General features: G+C 66.5%; 16 protein-coding genes. 7 read left to right on the top strand and 9 right to left on the bottom strand.

The window, feature by feature from the left end; all coding sequences use genetic code 11:
• Window positions 1–3 precede the first annotated feature (3 nt).
• The 4 genes from AC2CQI_RS17365 (at window position 4) to AC2CQI_RS17350 (ending at window position 2,666) form a co-directional block, all read left to right on the top strand.
• The gene (locus tag AC2CQI_RS17365; protein ID WP_484580632.1) at window positions 4–711 is read left to right on the top strand and encodes a substrate-binding periplasmic protein; all 708 of its coding nucleotides are present in this window, start codon (window positions 4–6) and stop codon (window positions 709–711) included.
• Window positions 712–826: 115 nt separating this feature from the next.
• Entirely contained in the window at window positions 827–1,444 is a 618-nt protein-coding gene (gene ribA, locus AC2CQI_RS17360; protein ID WP_075805059.1) for a GTP cyclohydrolase II, read from the top strand.
• On the top strand, window positions 1,441–1,860 hold the full coding sequence (locus AC2CQI_RS17355; RefSeq protein ID WP_075805058.1) for an MFS transporter: 420 nt from the start codon (window positions 1,441–1,443) through the stop codon (window positions 1,858–1,860). Before ribA ends, AC2CQI_RS17355 begins: the two co-directional genes overlap by 4 nt.
• Window positions 1,860–2,666 (top strand): cobalamin-binding protein, encoded by an 807-nt coding sequence (locus AC2CQI_RS17350; protein ID WP_484577433.1) that lies wholly within the window; start codon window positions 1,860–1,862, stop codon window positions 2,664–2,666. The genes AC2CQI_RS17355 and AC2CQI_RS17350 overlap by 1 nt, the downstream gene beginning before the upstream one ends.
• On the opposite strand, the gene AC2CQI_RS17345 is transcribed toward AC2CQI_RS17350, so the two are convergent.
• The 4 genes from AC2CQI_RS17345 to AC2CQI_RS17330 form a co-directional block, all read right to left on the bottom strand.
• Window positions 2,644–4,521 carry a TonB-dependent receptor domain-containing protein gene (locus AC2CQI_RS17345; protein WP_484577432.1) on the bottom strand — a complete coding sequence of 626 codons (1,878 nt, stop codon included), beginning with the start codon at window positions 4,519–4,521 and terminating at the stop codon, window positions 2,644–2,646. The genes AC2CQI_RS17350 and AC2CQI_RS17345 overlap by 23 nt on opposite strands.
• Before the next feature lie 105 nt (window positions 4,522–4,626).
• Window positions 4,627–6,525, bottom strand: coding sequence for a 1-deoxy-D-xylulose-5-phosphate synthase (gene dxs, locus AC2CQI_RS17340; RefSeq protein ID WP_484577431.1), 1,899 nt, complete (start codon window positions 6,523–6,525; stop codon window positions 4,627–4,629).
• 215 nt (window positions 6,526–6,740) lie between these two features.
• Window positions 6,741–7,628: a (2E,6E)-farnesyl diphosphate synthase gene (gene ispA, locus AC2CQI_RS17335; RefSeq protein WP_075805055.1), complete on the bottom strand. Its 888-nt coding sequence runs from the start codon at window positions 7,626–7,628 to the stop codon at window positions 6,741–6,743.
• Window positions 7,625–7,867 carry an exodeoxyribonuclease VII small subunit gene (locus AC2CQI_RS17330; protein WP_064302083.1) on the bottom strand — a complete coding sequence of 81 codons (243 nt, stop codon included), beginning with the start codon at window positions 7,865–7,867 and terminating at the stop codon, window positions 7,625–7,627. The genes ispA and AC2CQI_RS17330 overlap by 4 nt, the downstream gene beginning before the upstream one ends.
• A 191-nt stretch (window positions 7,868–8,058) precedes the next feature.
• Here AC2CQI_RS17330 and AC2CQI_RS17325 point away from each other — a divergent pair, with 191 nt between their 5' ends.
• Genes AC2CQI_RS17325 through AC2CQI_RS17315 form a run of 3 tightly spaced genes read left to right on the top strand, consistent with a single transcriptional unit; the run spans window position 8,059 to window position 11,684 of the window.
• Window positions 8,059–9,438, top strand: coding sequence for an MBOAT family O-acyltransferase (locus tag AC2CQI_RS17325; protein ID WP_484577430.1), 1,380 nt, complete (start codon window positions 8,059–8,061; stop codon window positions 9,436–9,438).
• Entirely contained in the window at window positions 9,425–10,534 is a 1,110-nt protein-coding gene (locus AC2CQI_RS17320) for an SGNH/GDSL hydrolase family protein (protein WP_484577429.1), read from the top strand. The genes AC2CQI_RS17325 and AC2CQI_RS17320 overlap by 14 nt, the downstream gene beginning before the upstream one ends.
• Window position 10,535: 1 nt before the next feature.
• Window positions 10,536–11,684 carry an SGNH/GDSL hydrolase family protein gene (locus tag AC2CQI_RS17315; protein WP_484577428.1) on the top strand — a complete coding sequence of 383 codons (1,149 nt, stop codon included), beginning with the start codon at window positions 10,536–10,538 and terminating at the stop codon, window positions 11,682–11,684.
• Between the two features lie 124 nt (window positions 11,685–11,808).
• On the opposite strand, the gene AC2CQI_RS17310 is transcribed toward AC2CQI_RS17315, so the two are convergent.
• From AC2CQI_RS17310 to AC2CQI_RS17290, 5 genes are read right to left on the bottom strand one after another with little or no spacing between them, the layout of a single operon-like run.
• Complete coding sequence (locus AC2CQI_RS17310; protein WP_484577427.1) at window positions 11,809–13,350, bottom strand: ABC transporter substrate-binding protein; 1,542 nt, start codon at window positions 13,348–13,350, stop codon at window positions 11,809–11,811.
• 32 nt (window positions 13,351–13,382) lie between these two features.
• Window positions 13,383–14,357 carry an ABC transporter ATP-binding protein gene (locus AC2CQI_RS17305; protein ID WP_484577426.1) on the bottom strand — a complete coding sequence of 325 codons (975 nt, stop codon included), beginning with the start codon at window positions 14,355–14,357 and terminating at the stop codon, window positions 13,383–13,385.
• A complete protein-coding gene (locus AC2CQI_RS17300; RefSeq protein ID WP_484577425.1) occupies window positions 14,354–15,340 on the bottom strand; it encodes an ABC transporter ATP-binding protein in 987 nt (328 codons plus the stop codon). The genes AC2CQI_RS17305 and AC2CQI_RS17300 overlap by 4 nt, the downstream gene beginning before the upstream one ends.
• Entirely contained in the window at window positions 15,337–16,194 is an 858-nt protein-coding gene (locus AC2CQI_RS17295; protein ID WP_484577424.1) for an ABC transporter permease, read from the bottom strand. Before AC2CQI_RS17295 ends, AC2CQI_RS17300 begins: the two co-directional genes overlap by 4 nt.
• On the bottom strand, window positions 16,191–17,138 hold the full coding sequence (locus tag AC2CQI_RS17290) for an ABC transporter permease (RefSeq protein WP_484577423.1): 948 nt from the start codon (window positions 17,136–17,138) through the stop codon (window positions 16,191–16,193). The genes AC2CQI_RS17295 and AC2CQI_RS17290 overlap by 4 nt, the downstream gene beginning before the upstream one ends.

Below are 17,138 nucleotides of genomic sequence, written 5' to 3'. Positions count from 1 at the left end.
GCCATGCTGGCCGGGATGCTGGGTGTCGTGCGGGCTGATGACCTGCCGGCCGAGGTGCGCCTGGCCAGCGAGGCCTGGCAGGACTACACCAATGCCGACGGCACGGGTGTCGGTTGGGATGTACTGCGCATGGTCTTCGAGCCGGCGGGGGTCAAGGTACGGCCGCTGACGGCGCCGTACACCCGCGCCATCGGCCTGGTCAAACGGGGTGAGGCGGATGCCTGGGTCGGTTCCTATCACGAAGAGCATTCCGACAACCTCTACCCGCGCTGGAATTTCGACTCCGACCATATCTATGCCCTGGGGCTGGTCAGCAAGCCGCTGCCGACCAAGGACACTATCGGCCAGTACCGCCTGTCCTGGGTACGTGGCTACGACTACCAGAACTACCTGCCGAACGTCGGCTACTACCGCGAAGTGCAGCGCCGCGACGGCATTTTGCCGATGCTCGAGCGCGAGCGGGTCGATTTCTATATCGATGCCGAGACCGAAGTGAACTACGTCCGGGCCCAGGCCCAGCATCCGGAGAAATTCCGCAGCACCCATGTGGCGGAACTGCCTTTGTATCTGGCATTTGGCAACACGCCGGAGGGCAAGGCGCTGCGCGACCTGTTCGACAAACGTATGGACGTGCTGGTGCCCAGTGGCGCGCTGAAGCCGATTTTCGAGCGCTGGAAGCAGCCTTATCCGTTCGGTAAGCCCTTTAAATAGGCCGGTCAGCATCGAACTTTTCGATCTTTTGCCCCAGTAATTCAGCATAAGCAGGTGCGGCAAGCTGCTGTTACAATCGGCCCACGTCAATTTTCATGCATATCAGGAGCACAAGGTGCCCGTCGTTTTCGTTGCCGCTTCCAAGCTGCCTACTCCTTTCGCGACTTTCACCATGCACGGTTTTCTCGACGAAGCCACCGGCCGCGAGCACGTCGTGCTCAGCCTCGGTGATGTCGCCGACGGCCAGCCGGTGCTGGGTCGCCTGCATTCCGAGTGCCTGACGGGCGATGCCCTGTTCAGCCAGCGGTGCGATTGCGGTTCGCAGCTCGAAGCAGCCCTGCAAGCCATTGCCCGGGAAGGGCGTGGCGTACTCCTCTATCTGCGCCAGGAAGGCCGTGGCATTGGCCTGCTGAACAAGATCCGCGCATACGAGCTGCAGGATGGCGGTGCCGACACGGTCGAGGCCAACGAGCGCCTGGGCTTCGCCGCCGACCAGCGTGACTACGCCATGTGCCGGCCGATGCTGGAGCATCTTGGCGTGACCGCGCTGCGCCTGATGACCAACAACCCGCGCAAGGTCAAGGCCCTGACCGACATGGGCATCGTCGTCGCCGAGCGCGTGCCGCTGCACACCGGGCACAACCCGCACAACAAGCACTACCTGGCCACCAAGGCCGGCAAGCTCGGCCACATGATGGGCAACGAGCACCAGGGCGAGGCCGGTCGCGCGTGACCCGCAGCCAGGTACGGACCCGCCTGACCCTGGCCTGGTGGCAATACCTGGCCGTGGCGCTGGCGCCGCTGATCGTGTTCGCCTGGGCCTTCGGCGGCATGGAGCCGATCATCCCGATCCTGGCCATGCCGATGTTCATCGGTGGCGTCGCCTCGATGTTCCTCACCCTGCCGCGTTTCGGTCCGTACAAGCACGCGTTGATCGCCACCGGCAAGGCCCTCGACAGCGAGGCCGAGCCGGCTGCCTGGATCGAGCTGGCGCGGGTGCGTCGCCTGGGCATGCTGTTAGCCTGCCTGCCGGCCTGGGTCGCCGCGCTGTCGGTGTTCGTCGGGCTGGAGGCGGTGCCGCAGATCCTCCTGGCGATCTCCAGCGTGGTCATCCTCTACCTCTACCGTCTTCCCCGTCAGTTGGCCTGATGCGCCGTTGGCTCCTGCTGGGGCTGCTGGCCTGCGCCGGCTCGCTGGCGGCCGCGCCACGGGTGGTCAGCCTGGCGCCTTCGCTGTCGGAAATCGTCGTTGAACTGCAGGCCAGCGACCTGCTGGTGGGCGTACTCGATGGCGGCGAGCGCCCGCTTGAACTGGCGCAACTGCCGTCCGTGGGGCGCTATGGCCAGCTCGACCTGGAGCGCCTGCTCAGCCTCAAGCCCGACCTGATCCTGCTCTGGCCCGCCAGCGTGCCCCCTGCCCAGCGTGCGCAGCTTGAGCACTTGGGGATTGCACTGGTCAGTGCCGAACCCCGTGACCTCGACAGCCTGATCACCCAGATTGCCTCTATCGGCGAGCGCCTTGGGCGTGCCGAGGCCGGAGCGCGCTATGCGGATCAACTGCGTGCGCGGCTCGCCGAGCTGCGCACGCGTTATCACCGCGAGCAGCCGTTGCGGGTGTTCTATCAGGTCTGGGACAAGCCGCTGTACACCGTCGGTGGTGGGCAGATCATCAGTGATGCGTTGAAGGTCTGTGGGGCACGCAACCTGTTCGAGGACCTGGAATTGCCGGCGCCTCAGGTGAGCATCGAAAGCGTCCTGCAGCGGGATCCGCAGGTGATCGTGGCAGGCGATCAGGCGCAGCTGGATGCCTGGAAGCCCTGGCGGCAGGTCAGTGCAGTGCGTGACGGTCGGTTGCTGCGGGTGCCGGACAAGGGCCTCGAACGCCCCAGCGGGCAGATGCTCGAGGCCACTGCGAAACTCTGCGAGGCCCTGGCTAAAGGTCCGGCGTCCAACTGATCGCCAGCAGCCAGGTACGGCCTTCCTCGCGATAGCCGTAGAAGTTGCCGGCGTAGTTGTACTGGCTGCGGGCGTAGTTCTTGTCCAGCAGGTTCTCGGCTTTCAGGTCCAGGCGCACGTCCGGGGTCAGCGTCCAGCTGGCGCGGGCGCCGAGCAGGCCGTAGCCGCCGAGGGAGCGCTGGTTGGCCGCATCGGCGTAGCTGCTGCTGACTGCCTGCCACGAGGCACCCATTCCAAACCGGTCGAATTGCCGGTCCAGGTCCAGGCTCAGGGTCCGCCGGGCCCGGCGCTCAAGGGTATGGCCGTTGTCCAGGTCACGCGGGTCCATCAGCGCCACGCCCAATTGGCTCTGCCAGCCCCACCAGTCCTGGGTCAGGGTCGTTTCGAAACCGATGATCCGTGCCTTGCTGACGTTGTACGGCGCCGTGTCGCGGAAGACGATGGCGTCGCGCAGGTCGGTGCGGTACAGCGAGGTTTCCAGGCGGCTGTCGGTACTCAGTTGGCTGCGCCATTGCAGCTCGTAGCTTTTCGAATGCTCGGGCTTGAGGTCCGGGTTGGCGGCGAAGGGGTAATACAAGTCGTTGAAGGTCGGTGCGCGGAAGCCTTCGCTGTAGGACAGCAGCAGGTCGTTGTCCGCGTTCAACGGCAAGGTCAGGCTGCCGCTCCAGGTGTTCTGCCCGCCAAACTGCTGGTTGCGGTCGCGGCGCAGGCCCAGTTCGGTGGAGAAGTGCTCGCCCTGGTAACGATGCTGGACGAACACCGCGCGGTTCCAGCGCCTGTCCTCGCTGAAATCGGTTCTGGCGCGCAGGCGGTCTATCCAGGCATCGCCGCCGAGCAGCAGGCTGTGCTGCTCGTCGAGATCGACGTCGTTCTGCCAGCTCAGCGAATCGCGGTAGGTGTTGTAGACATCCTCGGCGTCGCTCAGCTTGTCGCGGCTGCGGTCGCGGTTTTCGCTGTGGCCCAGTTCCAGGCGTGAGTGCCATTGCTCAGTGAGTTGCGCGGCGATGTGGGTGCTGACGCTGCTCACCGCGAAGTCGGTGTAGGGCGCCTGGGGCAGGAGTTGTCCGGTCTCTTCGACGTACAGCCCGTAGGGGTTGTCGAATTCGCGGCGGCCGCGGCTGTCCAGCAGGCTGGCGCCGATTTCCAGGTCATCGCTCAGCTGGTGCGACAGGTTCAGGCTCAGCGAGCGGTTGCGCGAGGCGTCGTGGTCCTGGTCGCTGGGGTACGACTGGCGTGTGTCGTCGATGCCGGCACTTTCATCCAGGCTGGCGCCGAGGCTGAAGCGGGTGCGGCCGTCGCCGCCGGACAGGCCGAGGCTGCGTTCGAAGGTTTTGTGGTTGCCGGCAGCCAGGCGCAGTCGGGCCTGCAGGCCTTGCTCGACACCGCGTCGGGTGAAGATCTGGATCACTCCGCCCATGGCATCGCTGCCGTAGATCGCCGAGCGCGAGCCGCGCAGCACTTCCACCCGTTCGATCTGCTCGATGTTCAGGTATTGCAGGCCGCTGTCGCCGGACGAGGTATTGGCGATGCGCTGGCCGTCCACCAGTACCAGGCTCTGGGCCGATTTGGTGCCGCGGATGAAGATGCCCGGCAGGCTGCCGCGACCACCTGTGCGGGCAACTTGCACCCCGGGGACGCGGATCAGCAGGTCGCTGACGCTGCTGGCTTGCAGGCGCTCGATATCGTCGCGGGTGAAGACCGTGGTGGCGGCGCTGGACTGGCTGCGGTCTTCGACCTGGCGGTTGGCGCTGATGACTACGTCGGGGAGCTTCAGGGCGCTGTCGCGGTCGATGGGGGCGGCCAACAAGGGGGTCGGAAGAAAGAGAAAGATAGAGGTCAGGCGGAGGAGTTTCATTGATAGGTCCATTGCAATCGCTGGCAAGCCAGCTCCCACAGGTTCTGCACAAGTCTTGAGGTATGTGCTGAACCTGTGGGAGCTGGCTTGCCAGCGATGAGGCCCTTAGAGGCCCAGGAGATCCATGCGCTTGCGCACCGAAGCCTCGATCCCCGCAGCATCCAGCCCGCACTCGGCCAGCATCTGCGCCGGCTTGGCGTGCTCGACATAAACGTCCGGCAACCCCAGGTGCAGCAAGGGCTTGAGCACGGCTTCGCGAGCCAGGAACTCACCCACCGCCGCACCGGCGCCGCCCATGATGGCGTTCTCTTCGAGGGTCACCAGCAGCTCGTGGCTGCCCGCCAGCTCCAGCACCAGCGCCTCGTCCAGCGGCTTGACGAAGCGCATGTCGACCACGGTCGCGTCCAGCGTCCCGGCCACTTTCAGCGCTTCGGCCAGTTGCACGCCGAACACCAGCAGGGCGACCTTGCTGCCCTGGCGGCGAACAACACCTTTACCGATTTCCAGCGGTTCCAGGCTGTCCTCGATGGGCGCGTTCGGGCCGCTGCCCCGCGGGTAGCGCACGGCGGCCGGGCCGTCGTACAGATGGCCGGTGCTGAGCATGCGGCGCAGTTCGTTCTCGTCGCTCGGGGTCATCACCAGCATGCCGGGGATGCAGCGCAGGTACGACAGGTCGAAGCTGCCGGCGTGGGTCGGGCCGTCTTCGCCCACCAGGCCGGCGCGGTCGATGGCGAACAGCACGTCGAGGTTCTGCACCGCGACGTCATGGATCAACTGGTCGTAGGCGCGCTGGAGGAAGGTCGAGTAGATCGCCACCACCGGCTTGGAGCCTTCGCAGGCCATGCCCGCCGCCAGGGTCACCGCATGCTGTTCGGCGATCGCCACGTCGAAGTAGCGCTGTGGATAACGTTCGCTGAAGGCCACCAGGTCGGAGCCTTCCTTCATCGCCGGGGTGATGCCCACCAGGCGCTCGTCGGCGGCGGCCATGTCGCACAGCCACTGGCCGAACACCGCGGAGTACTTCGGTCCGCCGGCTTTCTTGGGGGCGGCGGCCGGGGCGTCGAGCGGTTCCAGCTTGGTGATCGCGTGGTAGCCGATCGGGTCGACTTCGGCCGGGGCGAAGCCCTTGCCCTTCTTGGTCACCACATGCAGGAACTGCGGGCCCTTGAGGTCGCGCATGTTGCGCAGGGTGGCGATCAGGGTCGGCAGGTCGTGGCCGTCGATCGGGCCGATGTAGTTCCAGCCCAGCTCTTCGAACAGGGTGCCGGGGACCAGCATGCCCTTGGCGTATTCCTCGGTGCGGCGGGCGATTTCCCAGGCGCCGGGCAGGCGCGAGAGGACCTTCTTGCTGCCCTCGCGCATGCTCGCGTAAGTGCGGCTGGAGAGGATCTTGGCCAGGTAGTTGGACAGCCCGCCGACGTTGCGCGAGATCGACATGTCGTTGTCGTTGAGGATCACCAGCATGTCGGCGTTGACTTCCTGGGCGTGGTTCAACGCCTCGAAGGCCATGCCGGCGGTCAGGGCGCCGTCGCCGATTACCGCGATGGACTTGCGCGCCTCGTTGCGCAGGCGGGCGGCGATGGCCATGCCCAGGGCGGCGCTGATCGAGGTGCTGGAGTGGCCGACGCCGAAGGTGTCGTACTCGCTCTCGCTGCGCCGCGGGAAGGCGGCCAGGCCGTCTTTCTGGCGCAGGGTGTTCATGCGCTCGCGGCGACCGGTGAGGATCTTGTGCGGATAGGCCTGGTGCCCGACGTCCCACACCAGACGGTCGTCGGGGGTGTCGAAGACGTAGTGCAGGGCGATGGTCAGCTCGATGACGCCCAGGCCGGCACCGAAGTGGCCGCCGGTCTGGCCGACGCTGTAGAGCAGTTCCTGGCGCAGTTCGTCAGCCAGGTTCTCCAGGTCGGCTTCGGCCAGACGCCGCAGGCCGGCGGGCGTGGCGGCACGGTCCAGGAGCGGCGTGACCGGGCGTTCGCGGGGGATCTCTTGAAACGTCGTGGGCATCAGGCGAGTCGTTATAGGTTTGAAGACGCGGCAGTTTACCCCATTGGGGAGAGACTGCACATTCGATGGGAATCGGCGCCGTTCACTGTAGGAGCGTGGCTTGCCCGCGAAGGACCGCATAGCGGTCCCAGGATCTTAGTGACCACACCATTTTGGGACCGCTGCGCGGTCCATCGCGGGCAAGCCACGCTCCTACAAGAGCGGGTATGGGGCTTTTAGTTGCGGCGTTCGACGATGTAGCGAGCCAGCGCCCGCAGCGGTTCGGCGGCTGCGTCAAACGGCCGCACGGCCTCGATCGCCTGGTCGCGCAACTCAAGGGCATAGGCCTTGGCCGCTTCCAGGCCGAGCAGCGCCGGGTAGGTCGGCTTGTCGCGGGCAATATCGGCGCCCTGGCGCTTGCCCAGGGTCTCGGTATCGCTTTCCACGTCGAGGATGTCGTCCTGCACCTGGAACGCCAGGCCGATGGCCTGGGCGTACTGTTGCAGGGCCTTGAGTTCGGCTTCGCCAGCGCGTTCGCTGGCCAGGGCGCCAAGGCGCACGCTGGCTTCGATCAGCGCGCCGGTCTTGTGCCGGTGCATGAATTCAAGGGCGGTCTGGTCCAGCTTGAGGCCCACCGAACCCAGGTCGATGGCCTGGCCGCCGACCATGCCGGCGGGGCCAGCAGCCTTGGCCAGGGTCTGCACCATGGCCAGGCGGGTGGCGTCGCTCTGCCGGCTCAGGGACGGGTCGAGCAGGGCGCTGAAGGCCAGGCTCTGCAAGCCGTCGCCGGCGAGGATCGCGCAGGCTTCGTCGAAGGCCTTGTGGGTGGTCGGCTGGCCGCGACGCAGGTCGTCGTCGTCCATCGCCGGCAGGTCGTCATGCACCAGGGAATAGGCGTGGATCAGCTCCACCGCGCAGGCCGCGCCATTGGCCTGTTCGGCCGCGCCGCCGAGGGCTTCGCAGGCGGCATAGGCGAGCAGCGGACGGACGCGCTTGCCGCCGTTCATCACGCTGTAGCGCATGGCCTCGTAAAGCCGGGTGAGTTCCACCGAGGGGGCCTGGAACAGCGGCTCCAGGGCGGCGTCGACCCGGGCCTGGCAAGCGGTCTGGTAGGCGCGGATCATTCGGCCTGTTCCGCGTCGAAGGGCTCGGCGGCCAGTTCGCCGTCGCGCTCCAGGAGGATCTGCACCTTCTGCTCGGCCTGGGTCAGGGCGCCCTGGCAGTCGCGGGTCAGGCGGATACCTTGCTCGAAGGCGGTCAGCGAGTCTTCCAGCGACAGCTCGCCGTTCTCCAGGCGCTCGACCAGGGCTTGCAGGTCAGCGAGGGATTGCTCGAAATCGATGGCGGCTTTTTTTCGGGCCATGGCGTCTGTCTCGGTGGCGGTTCGGAACGGCGCGACACTAGCAGAGCAGGGCACCCGGGGCAAATCAGCGGCAGTTTCTTCGGTCGCATTCCCGTGCCCGCGTTGTGAGCAGTTATGGCGCTCTGCCATAATCTCGCCCGCTCAGCGTCCGGGGGCATTCCTTTCCTCACGTCTCATCCATGGACCCGGTTGTGAGCCTTCTTTCCATCGAATCCGGCCTGTGCTTCATCCTCTTCTTCGTCCTGTACTGGAGCCTGTGCTGGAGCACCCGGCTGCAGAACACCCTGTTGCTGGCAGGCAGCTACGGGCTGGTGGCGAGCTTCAGCCCCTTCGCCCTGTACGTGCTGTTCGGCTACACCCTGCTGGTGTACCTGCTCGGCCTGCTGGCGGCACGCTGGCCAGGGCGCTGGTTCGCCAACCTGGCCCTGCTGGCGCTGGTGCTGGGCGGTTTCTACCTGTTCAAGTACCAGGAACTGTTCGTCGCCGCTGCCCAGGCGGCGCTGGCGGGGCTCGGGCTGAAGCTGTCGTTGCCGGTCCTGCAACTGCTGGTGCCGATCGGTTTTTCCTTCTACGCCTTCCACTCGGTCAGCTACGTGGTGTCGATCAACCGCCGCGAGCTGGACCCGGTACCGCCGCTGGACCTGGCCCTGTACCTGGCGTTCTTCCCCAGCCTGGTCGCCGGGCCGGTCAATCGCGCCGGGGAGATGCTGCCGCAGATCCGCACCACGCGCCTGCGCCAGGTGCTGGAACCGCAGCGGGCGCTGGGCCTGATCGGGCTGGCGCTGGTCAAGGTGTTCCTGCTCAGCGGCTGGCTGGGCGGCGCCTGGGTCGATCCGGTGTTCGAGACGCCGGGCAACTTCAGCCCGGCGCAGATCCTTCTCGCGGTCTACGGCTACAGCCTGCAGATCTATTTCAACTTCAGCGGCTACACCCACCTGGTCACCGGCATCGCCCTGCTGCTGGGCTTTCGCCTGCCGCCGAACTTCGATGTGCCCTATGTCGCGCGCAACCTGCGCGAGTTCTGGAGCCGCTGGCATATCAGCCTGTCCACCTTCATCCGCGACTACGTGTATATCCCGCTGGGTGGTAACCGTCATGGCGCCTGGCTGGCGACGCTGTCCATGTTCGTGGCGATGCTGGTCTCCGGGCTGTGGCACGGGGCGAGCGTGAACTTCCTGATCTGGGGCGCGCTGCACGGGCTCGGACTGGCGCTGTACAAGCTGTATGCGCGGCTGGGCTGGTCGGGCAGTGCGTGGCTGGGCCGGGTGCTGACCTTCCATTACGTGGCCTTCGCCTGGATCTTCTTCCGCAGCACCAGCCTGGAGGGCGCGCTGGACATGCTGGGCGGGCTGTCAGCCGCCGATCTGTTCGGCGACAGTGGTGTGCTGTTGCTGGCGTGCGTCGTTGCGCTGGGGATTTATCCACAGAGCGTGGCGCTGTTGCGCGGGGGCTTCGCGGCGACCACCCGCTTGCCGTGGCAGTTCTACCCGCTGCCGTTCGCGCTGTTCCTGGCGGTGGTGATCTTTGCCGCGCCGTCCGGTGTGCCGGGGTTCATCTATGCCGGTTTCTGACAATCGCCAGTTGCTGCGCACGCAACTCGGAGCATTGCGGGTGCTTTACGCGCTGCTGTTCTGCGCGGTGTTGCTGGGCTGGCTCAACCAGCAATCCCTGAGCCTGTACTGCCAGCAGCGCTATCACCAGACGTGCGAATTGCCGTTGCTGGGCGAAAGTCCCGGGTGGCGCCTGGGTGGACACCTCAATCAGGCCCTGGTGGATGCCCGTGAGCGCTTCTTCGACAGCCTCGACGGGCAGCCGCTCGTGGCCGCTGCCGAGCCTGAGCCTGCGCCGCCCCCTGCGGTGGTGGAGCTGCCGCCGAATATCCCGGTGGTGACGGTGACACTCGATGCTGCGCCGGCCAAACCTGCACCCGCCAGGCAGCCACCGGCGCCCGCGGCGGTTGCGGTGGCCAGGCCGGCGCCGGTGCTGCCGGCCATCCCGGTGTCGCCGCGGGTCACCCTGAACAGCGGCGACGAAGTCTTCCTGGTCGGCGATTCGATGATGCAGGGCGTGGCGCCGCACCTGTCCAATACCCTGCTCAAGCGCTACGGCATTCGCAGCATCAACCTCAGCCGGCAGAGCACCGGGCTGGCCTACCCGGGCTTTTTCAACTGGCCGCAGACGGTGGCGAAGACCCTGGGCGAGCGTCCGCGCATTCGCCTGATGGTGGTCTTCCTCGGCCCCAACGACCCGTGGGATATGCCCCAGGGCAAGGGCAAGCCGTTCCTGCGTTTCCGCACCCCGGCCTGGGAGCTGAGCTATCGCCAGCGCATCGATGCGATTCTCGACCAGGCCCATGCCCGCGGCGTGCAAGTGATCTGGGTCGGGCCGCCGAACATGCAGCAGGCGCGGTTGTCCACCGCCATGGCCTATCTCAGCGGGCTGTACCGCGAGCAGGCGCAGCGGCATGGCCAGCATTACGTGTCGGCCAACGTTGTGCTCGGTTACAAGGGCGACGAATTTTCCACTACCGTTCACAACGGCCAGGGCGGGCAACTGCGCACCCGGGCCGACGATGGCATCCATTTCACCATTCCCGGGCAGAAGCTGATCGCCAACCAGGTGCTGGCGCTGATCGCCTTCCCCGGCCCTACCGTGACGGGGCATTGAGATGCGTCGAGTGCTTTTTTTCGTATTGCTGGGCGGTCTGCTCGCCAGCGGCCCGGCCGCAGCCCTGAGCCGCGATGGCAACCTGGGCCTGCTCGCAAGCAAGCTGCGCGTGGCGGCGCGGGCGCCGGTGAACATCGTCCAGTTCGGTGATTCGCATACTGCCGCCGACCTGTTCAGCGGTGAGTTGCGCCGTTTGTTCCAGAAGGATTACGGCGACGGTGGCATCGGTCTGGTCTCGGCCATGCCGGTGCCAGGCACGCGTTACGAGCAGGTCGTGCTCAAGGCGGCCGAGTCGCAGTGGAAACTGGTCTCGGCGCGCAACCAGCAGAGCGAGCAGTTCCCGTTGGGGGGCTACCTGGCCTTGCCGCAGGTAGACAAGGCCAGTGTGCGCATCGACGCGCGTCAGCCGGATGAGCAGCGCTACCGGGTCTCGGCGCTGTACCAGGCGCAGCAGCACAGTGGCCTGCATGCCCGTGACGAACAGAACCCGGATCGCCGGGTGATGCTGGCGGCGACGGGCGGCGAGTGGCGTTTCAGCCCGCTGTTGAACAATGCCCGGCTGCCGTTGGAGCTGTCGGTGGAAGCACCGGCCGGGCTGGCACTGGGCGGCTGGTGGGTCCAGGGGCAGAAGAATGCCGGGGTGACCTTGTCCGCGCTGGGGATCAACGGCGCGCAACTGGCGGTGATGAACAAGTGGCAGGCGGGCTGGCAGGACAGCCTGAAGGGCTTGCGTCCGGACATGGTGCTGCTGGCCTACGGCACCAATGAAGCCTTCGATCCGCGCTTCGACCCGGCGCAGTATCGCGAGCAACTGGCGCAGACCCTGGGCGAGCTGCGCCGGCAGTTGCCACGGGCGGTGATCGTGCTGGTCGGGCCGCCGGACTCGATTCGCCAGCGCGGCGCGCAGGGCTGTGCGGCGCGGGTACCGCAGGCGTTGGCGGGGATCGTCGCCAGTCAGCGGGAAGAGGCGAAGAAGGTCGGGGCGCTGTTCTGGGATTGGCAGGGCTTCATGGGGGGCGAGTGCTCGATCGAGCGCTGGCAGGCGCAAGGGCTGGCGCGGGGGGATCTGATTCACCTGACGGCGGAGGGGTATCGCAAGAGTGCGACGGGGTTGTATGGGTTTTTGCGGGGGCAGATGGGGTTGAGGTAAGTCTTCAGGACGGTGGTGGCCTCAATCGCTGGCAAGCCAGCTCCCACAGGGTCCGTGTGCACCGCCGGACCTGTGGGAGCTGGCTTGCCAGCGATTGGGCCGCAAAGCGGTCCCCGAAGGCGACTCAGTTCTGCGCGGTCTTGACCCCATCCGCCAGCTTCACCGTCTCTTCCAGCGTGAAGCGCCCCAGCGGGTTCTGCAGGAAGTTCTGGATATTGCTGCGCGAGATGTTGATGTACGGGCTGTAATACAGGTCGATCCAGTTCACATCGTGCTTGGCCAGTTTCTGCAACTCCTGGTACATCTGCCCACGCTTGACCGGGTCGGTCTCGATCCGCGCCGCAGCCACCAGTTGCTTGACCTCGTCGTTCTGGTAGCGGGTCATGTAGTTCTGGTTGGCGTCATGGCCGAGGACGAAGGTGGTCTTCTGGTCCGGGTCGAGCACGTCGTTGGTCCAGTACATCACCGACAGGTCGTAGTCGCCGTCCACCAGCATCTGCCAGCTCTGGGTCGGGTCGACCTTCTGCAGGTTGGCGGTGATGCCGACGTCCGCCAGCTGCTTCTGCACCAGCACGGCGATCTGTTCGTCGGCCTCGTTGCCGGCGTTGACCACGTAGTTGACCTTGAGCCCTTCGGCACCGGCCTTCTTCAGCAGTTCGCGAGCCTTGGCCGGGTCATACGGGCGTTGCAGGTTGTCGGCGTTGTGGTACAGCGCGCCCTTGGGAATGTACGAGTAGGCGACTTCGCCATGGCCGAAGGTGACGGTGCTGACCAGGGCCTTCTTGTCGATCGCCAGGTCGATGGCCTCGCGCACTTCCTGTTTGCCCAGCAGGCCCTTGGAGTGGTTGATCAGCAGATGGTCTTCGCGGGTCGACGGGTCGATATGGATGGTGACCTGCTTGTCCTTCTGCAACTCGTCCACCTGGGTGAACGGCACGAAGATCGCCGAGTCCAGCTCGCCGGCCTGGACCTTCATCATGCGCGTGCGGTCATCCGGGATGGAGATCCACTCGACGCCATCCAGGCTGACCTTGTCGGCCTGCCAGAACGCCGGGTTTTTCTCCAGGATCACGCGGTCGCCACGCAGCCATTCCTTGACCTTGAAGGCCCCGGACACCACCGGGTTCTGCGCATATTCTTCCTCGCCGAGTTTTTCCATCGCCTGCTTCGACAGGATCGAGATATTGGCGGTGCCGAGCAGGGCGAGGAACGGCACCGACTTGCTGTGCAGGGTCACGACCAGGGTGTGGGCGTCGGCCGCCTTGGCGGTGTCGATGATCTTGTAGGAGTCGGCCCACAGCGAACCGGGGTTGTCGCGGATGCGCAGCAGCGAGAAGGCGGCATCCTCGGCGGTGATCGGCGAGCCGTCGGAGAACTTGGCATTGCGCATCTTGAAGGTGTAGGTCAGGCCGTCGTCGGACACCTTCCAGCTTTCCGCCAGGCCCGGGACCAGCTGGGTGCCGCTGTTGTCCACGCGGACCAGCACGTCGTAGACGTTGGCGAAGACCCAGCTGTCGCGGTTCTGGGCACTCTTGATCGGGTCGAAGGTGGTGGTTTCCTCACGGCAGCCGATGGTCAGTACCCCGGCGGCGTGGGCGATGCCGCTGGTCAGGGCGCTGGCGGCCAGCAGGGCGGCGGTGAGTAACTTCAATGCTCCGGGTTTCATGCTCAAGCTCCATTTGATGAATTGTCGTTATGTCAGAACAACGGCTCCGTATGGACGCAGGCGTATTGCCGTGCGCCCAGGGAATGAGTCGGTGGTGCGCTGTCCCGGCAAGCCGGCAGCGCATGGCGGCAACGGGGGTGAAAGGCGCAGCCGGCCGGCAGGTGCAGCGGGCTCGGTGGCTCGCCCGGCAGCGGCTGCTCGGGCAGGCGGCGGGCCGGGTCGATATCGGCGATGGACTGGATCAGCGCGGCGGTGTAGGGATGGCGCGGCGAATCGAAGACCTCCTGCACGGGGCCTTCCTCGACGATCCGCCCGAGGTACATCACCGCCACCCGGTCGCACAGGCGGCGCACCACGGTCAGGTCGTGGGTGATGAACAGCAGGGCGAGGTTCATGCGCTCGCGCAGTTCCAGCAGCAGGTTGATGATCTGGCCCTGGATCGACACATCGAGGGCGGCGACGCATTCGTCGGCGATGATCAGCCGCGGTTCCACGGCCAGGGCGCGGGCGATGCCGACCCGCTGGCACTGGCCGCCACTCAGGGAGCGCGGCTTGCGCTCGGCCAGTTCCGGGCGCAGGCCGACCAGGGTCAGCAACTCGGCGACCCGCGCCGGCACCTGTGCCTCGGGCACCTTGCGCTGCACCCGCAGCACCTCGGCGATGATGTCGCCGATGGGCTGGCGCGGGTTCAGTGCGGTGTACGGGTCCTGGAAGATCATCGCGGTTTCGTGGCGCAGGCGGGCGATATCGGCCTGGCTGCCCTGGGCCATGTCGATGCCGTCGAAGAGGATCTGCCCGCCGGCCACCGGGTTCAGGTGCAGGATGGCCCGGGCCAGGGTGCTCTTGCCGCAGCCGGATTCGCCCACCAGGCCGAGGGTTTCCCCGGCGGCCAGTTGCAGCGAAGCGCCATTCACCGCGCTGACCTTGCGCGAACGCAGGCTGAACAGGCCGCTGCCGGCGGCGGGGAATTGCACCTGCAGGTCCTTGACCTGCAACAGCGTGGTCATGAGGCGACTCCGGCCAGCAGCGGCGTATGGCAGGCCAGGCGATGGCCAGGTGAGGTTTCCCGCAGTTCCGGCAGGTGCTCGCGGCACACCGGCGAGGCCTGGGTGCAGCGCGGGCCGAAGCGGCAGCCGGTGGGCATGTCGCCGAGCAGTGGAGGTTGTCCGCCGATGGTGTTCATCAGGCGCTGGCCGCTGTGCGCCGCCGGGTGGCAGGCGAGCAGGCCGGCGCTGTAGGGGTGCTGCGGGCGCGACAGGATCCCGGTCTTGCTGCCGTGTTCGCACAGGCGCCCGGCGTACATCACCGCGATGCTGTCGCAGGTCTGGGCGACCACGCCGAGGTCGTGGCTGATCAGGATCATCGACAGCCCGCGACGGTCGCGCAGGTCCAGGAGCAGGCGGAGGATCTGTGCCTGCACCGTGACGTCCAGCGCGGTGGTCGGCTCGTCGGCGATCAGCACTTTCGGGTTGCAGCCCAGGGCCACGGCGATCATCGCCCGCTGGCGCATGCCGCCGGAGAATTCGTGGGGGTAGTTGTCCACCCGGGACTGCGGGTCGGGAATACCGACCTGGCGCAGCACCTCGATGGCTTCGGCCCGCGCTTCCCGGCGCGAGGCGCCCTGGTGCAGGCGGATGCCCTCGGCGATCTGCTCGCCGATGCGCATCAGCGGGTCGAGGTGGCTGCTGGGGTTCTGGAAGATCATGCCCAACTGGCGGCCACGCATGCGGCGCATGCCGGCATCGTCCAGCGTCAACAGGTCGGTGCCGCCCAGGCGCACCGCGGTGCCTTCGAGGCGCAGTTTCGGCGAGGGCAACAGGCGCATGAGGGCGCGGCAGGCCATGGTCTTGCCCGAGCCGGATTCGCCGACCAAACCGAGGATCTCGCCTTCGCCAAGGCTGAACGACAGGCGATCGACCACGGCGATATCGCGCTGCTCTATGCGGGCGATCACGCTGAGGTCCTCGACCTGCAACAGCGGCGTGTTCATGAACGGTCTCCCAGGCGTTCGGCGACACCGTCGGCAAGCAGGCTGAAGCCCATCGCCAGGGTCACCACGGCGAGGCCCGGGAAGGTGCAGATCCACCAGGCGCTGGTAATGAAGCTCTGGCCTTCTGCAACCATCGTGCCCCACTCGGCGGTGGGTGGCTGCACGCCGAGGCCCAGGTAGCTGACCGCCGCGCCGTTGAGCAGCACCAGCACCGCGTCGGACATGCAGAACACCACCGAACTGAACAGCGCATTGGGCATCAGGTGCCCGAAAAGGATGCGCCGGTGGCTGAAACCGAGGCTCTTCGCCGCCAGGGCGAAGTCGCTTTCCTTGAGGATGAGGATCTGCGAGCGGATCAGCCGCGCATAGGAGACCCAGCCGACGAGGGCCATGGCGATATAGAAACTGCCCAGCCCCGGGCCGAGGATGGCCATGATCGCCAGCATCAGGACCAGGAAGGGAAAGGCCAGGACGATATCGATCAGGCGCATGCACACCGCGTCCAGGCGCCCGCCGATATAGCCGGAGATCGCGCCGATGCAGGTGCCGAGGAGGAACGGGAAAATCACCCCGACCAGGGCCATCTGCAGGTCGATGCGTGCGCCCCAGATCACCCGCGAGAGGATGTCGCGGCCGAAGTTGTCGGTGCCGAAGGGGTGCGCCAGGCTCGGTGCGGCCAGGCGCAGGTCGCCGTTCTGCAGCAGCGGGTCATAGGGCGCGACCCATGGGGCGAGAAGGGCGAGCAGGCCCCAGCCGAGGACGATGGCCAGGCCGACATACAGGGTCAGCCGGCCATCACCCAGGTTCCAGCGCAGGCGCCAGCGGGTCGGCACAACGACGGCGGGGCTGCTCATTGGATCTTCACTCGCGGGTCGATGGCCGTGGTGACGATATCGGCGATGAAATTCACCGCCACCGTGGCGCAGGCCATGACCATGGCCACGCCCTGCACCACCATGTAGTCGCGGGTGAAGATCCCGCGGACCAGCAACTGGCCGATGCCGGGCAGGGAGAACAGGCTCTCGATGACCACGGTGCCGCTGATCAGCCAGCCGATGTTCACGGCCAGCAGGTTGACCGTCGGCACCATCGAGTTGGGCAGCACATGGCGGCGGAACACCGCGTTTTCCGAGAGGCCGCGGGCGCGGGCGGCGGTGACCTGGTCGGACTGCATCTCCACCAGCATGCTCGCCCGCAGGTTGCGCACCAGCACCGCCGACAGCGCCAGGGCGATGGTCAGGCAGGGCAGCACCAGATGGTGCAGCTTGTCCGGCCATTCGCGGCCGTAGCCGGACACCGGGAACAGGCCCCAGTGCACGCTGAACAGCAGGATCAGCATCAGCCCCAGCCAGAACGCCGGCAGGCCGAGGCCGGCGGTGGTGAAGAGGCGGATCAGGTTATCGGCCCAGCCGCCCTTGCTGCGTGCGGCGATCGTCGCCAGCGGCACGGCGATCAGCAGGGCCAGGAGCACGCTGCCGAACACCAGCATCAGGGTCGGCTCGATCCGCGTGGCGATGAGTTTCAACGCATCGACCCGGTACAGCAGGGACTGGCCGAGGTCGCCGTTGAGCAGGTTCTTCAGGAAATACAGGTACTGCACCCAGATCGGCTCGTCGAGGCCGAACTGGGCGCGGATCTTCTGGATCGCATCCGGCGTGCTGCGCGCGCCCAGCAGCACCCGCGCCGGGTCGCCGGGGATCGAGCGCACCAGCACGAAGGTGATGAGGCTGATGCCCAGCAATACCGGCAGCAATTGCAGCGGGCGGGTGAGGACGAAGCGGTAGCGCGCCAGGTTCAT

The organism is Pseudomonas sp. P2S-1, assembly GCF_057197725.1.
Note: the sequence above shows the minus strand (reverse complement) of the source record. Positions and strands in the feature narration are given on the sequence as shown.

Bases quoted from the DNA above. Each gene is read 5' to 3' on its own strand.
- AC2CQI_RS17310 (WP_484577427.1), bottom strand. From the start codon at position 13,350: ATGAAACCCGGAGCATTGAAGTTACTCACCGCCGCCCTGCTGGCCGCC.
- AC2CQI_RS17315 (WP_484577428.1), top strand. From the start codon at position 10,536: ATGCGTCGAGTGCTTTTTTTCGTATTGCTGGGCGGTCTGCTCGCCAGC.
- AC2CQI_RS17365 (WP_484580632.1), top strand. From the start codon at position 4: ATGCTGGCCGGGATGCTGGGTGTCGTGCGGGCTGATGACCTGCCGGCC.
- AC2CQI_RS17300 (WP_484577425.1), bottom strand. From the start codon at position 15,340: ATGAACACGCCGCTGTTGCAGGTCGAGGACCTCAGCGTGATCGCCCGC.
- AC2CQI_RS17345 (WP_484577432.1), bottom strand. From the start codon at position 4,521: ATGAAACTCCTCCGCCTGACCTCTATCTTTCTCTTTCTTCCGACCCCC.
- AC2CQI_RS17320 (WP_484577429.1), top strand. From the start codon at position 9,425: ATGCCGGTTTCTGACAATCGCCAGTTGCTGCGCACGCAACTCGGAGCA.
- AC2CQI_RS17305 (WP_484577426.1), bottom strand. From the start codon at position 14,357: ATGACCACGCTGTTGCAGGTCAAGGACCTGCAGGTGCAATTCCCCGCC.
- AC2CQI_RS17350 (WP_484577433.1), top strand. From the start codon at position 1,860: ATGCGCCGTTGGCTCCTGCTGGGGCTGCTGGCCTGCGCCGGCTCGCTG.
- dxs (WP_484577431.1), bottom strand. From the start codon at position 6,525: ATGCCCACGACGTTTCAAGAGATCCCCCGCGAACGCCCGGTCACGCCG.
- AC2CQI_RS17330 (WP_064302083.1), bottom strand. From the start codon at position 7,867: ATGGCCCGAAAAAAAGCCGCCATCGATTTCGAGCAATCCCTCGCTGAC.
- AC2CQI_RS17290 (WP_484577423.1), bottom strand. From the start codon at position 17,138: ATGAACCTGGCGCGCTACCGCTTCGTCCTCACCCGCCCGCTGCAATTG.
- ispA (WP_075805055.1), bottom strand. From the start codon at position 7,628: ATGATCCGCGCCTACCAGACCGCTTGCCAGGCCCGGGTCGACGCCGCC.
- AC2CQI_RS17295 (WP_484577424.1), bottom strand. From the start codon at position 16,194: ATGAGCAGCCCCGCCGTCGTTGTGCCGACCCGCTGGCGCCTGCGCTGG.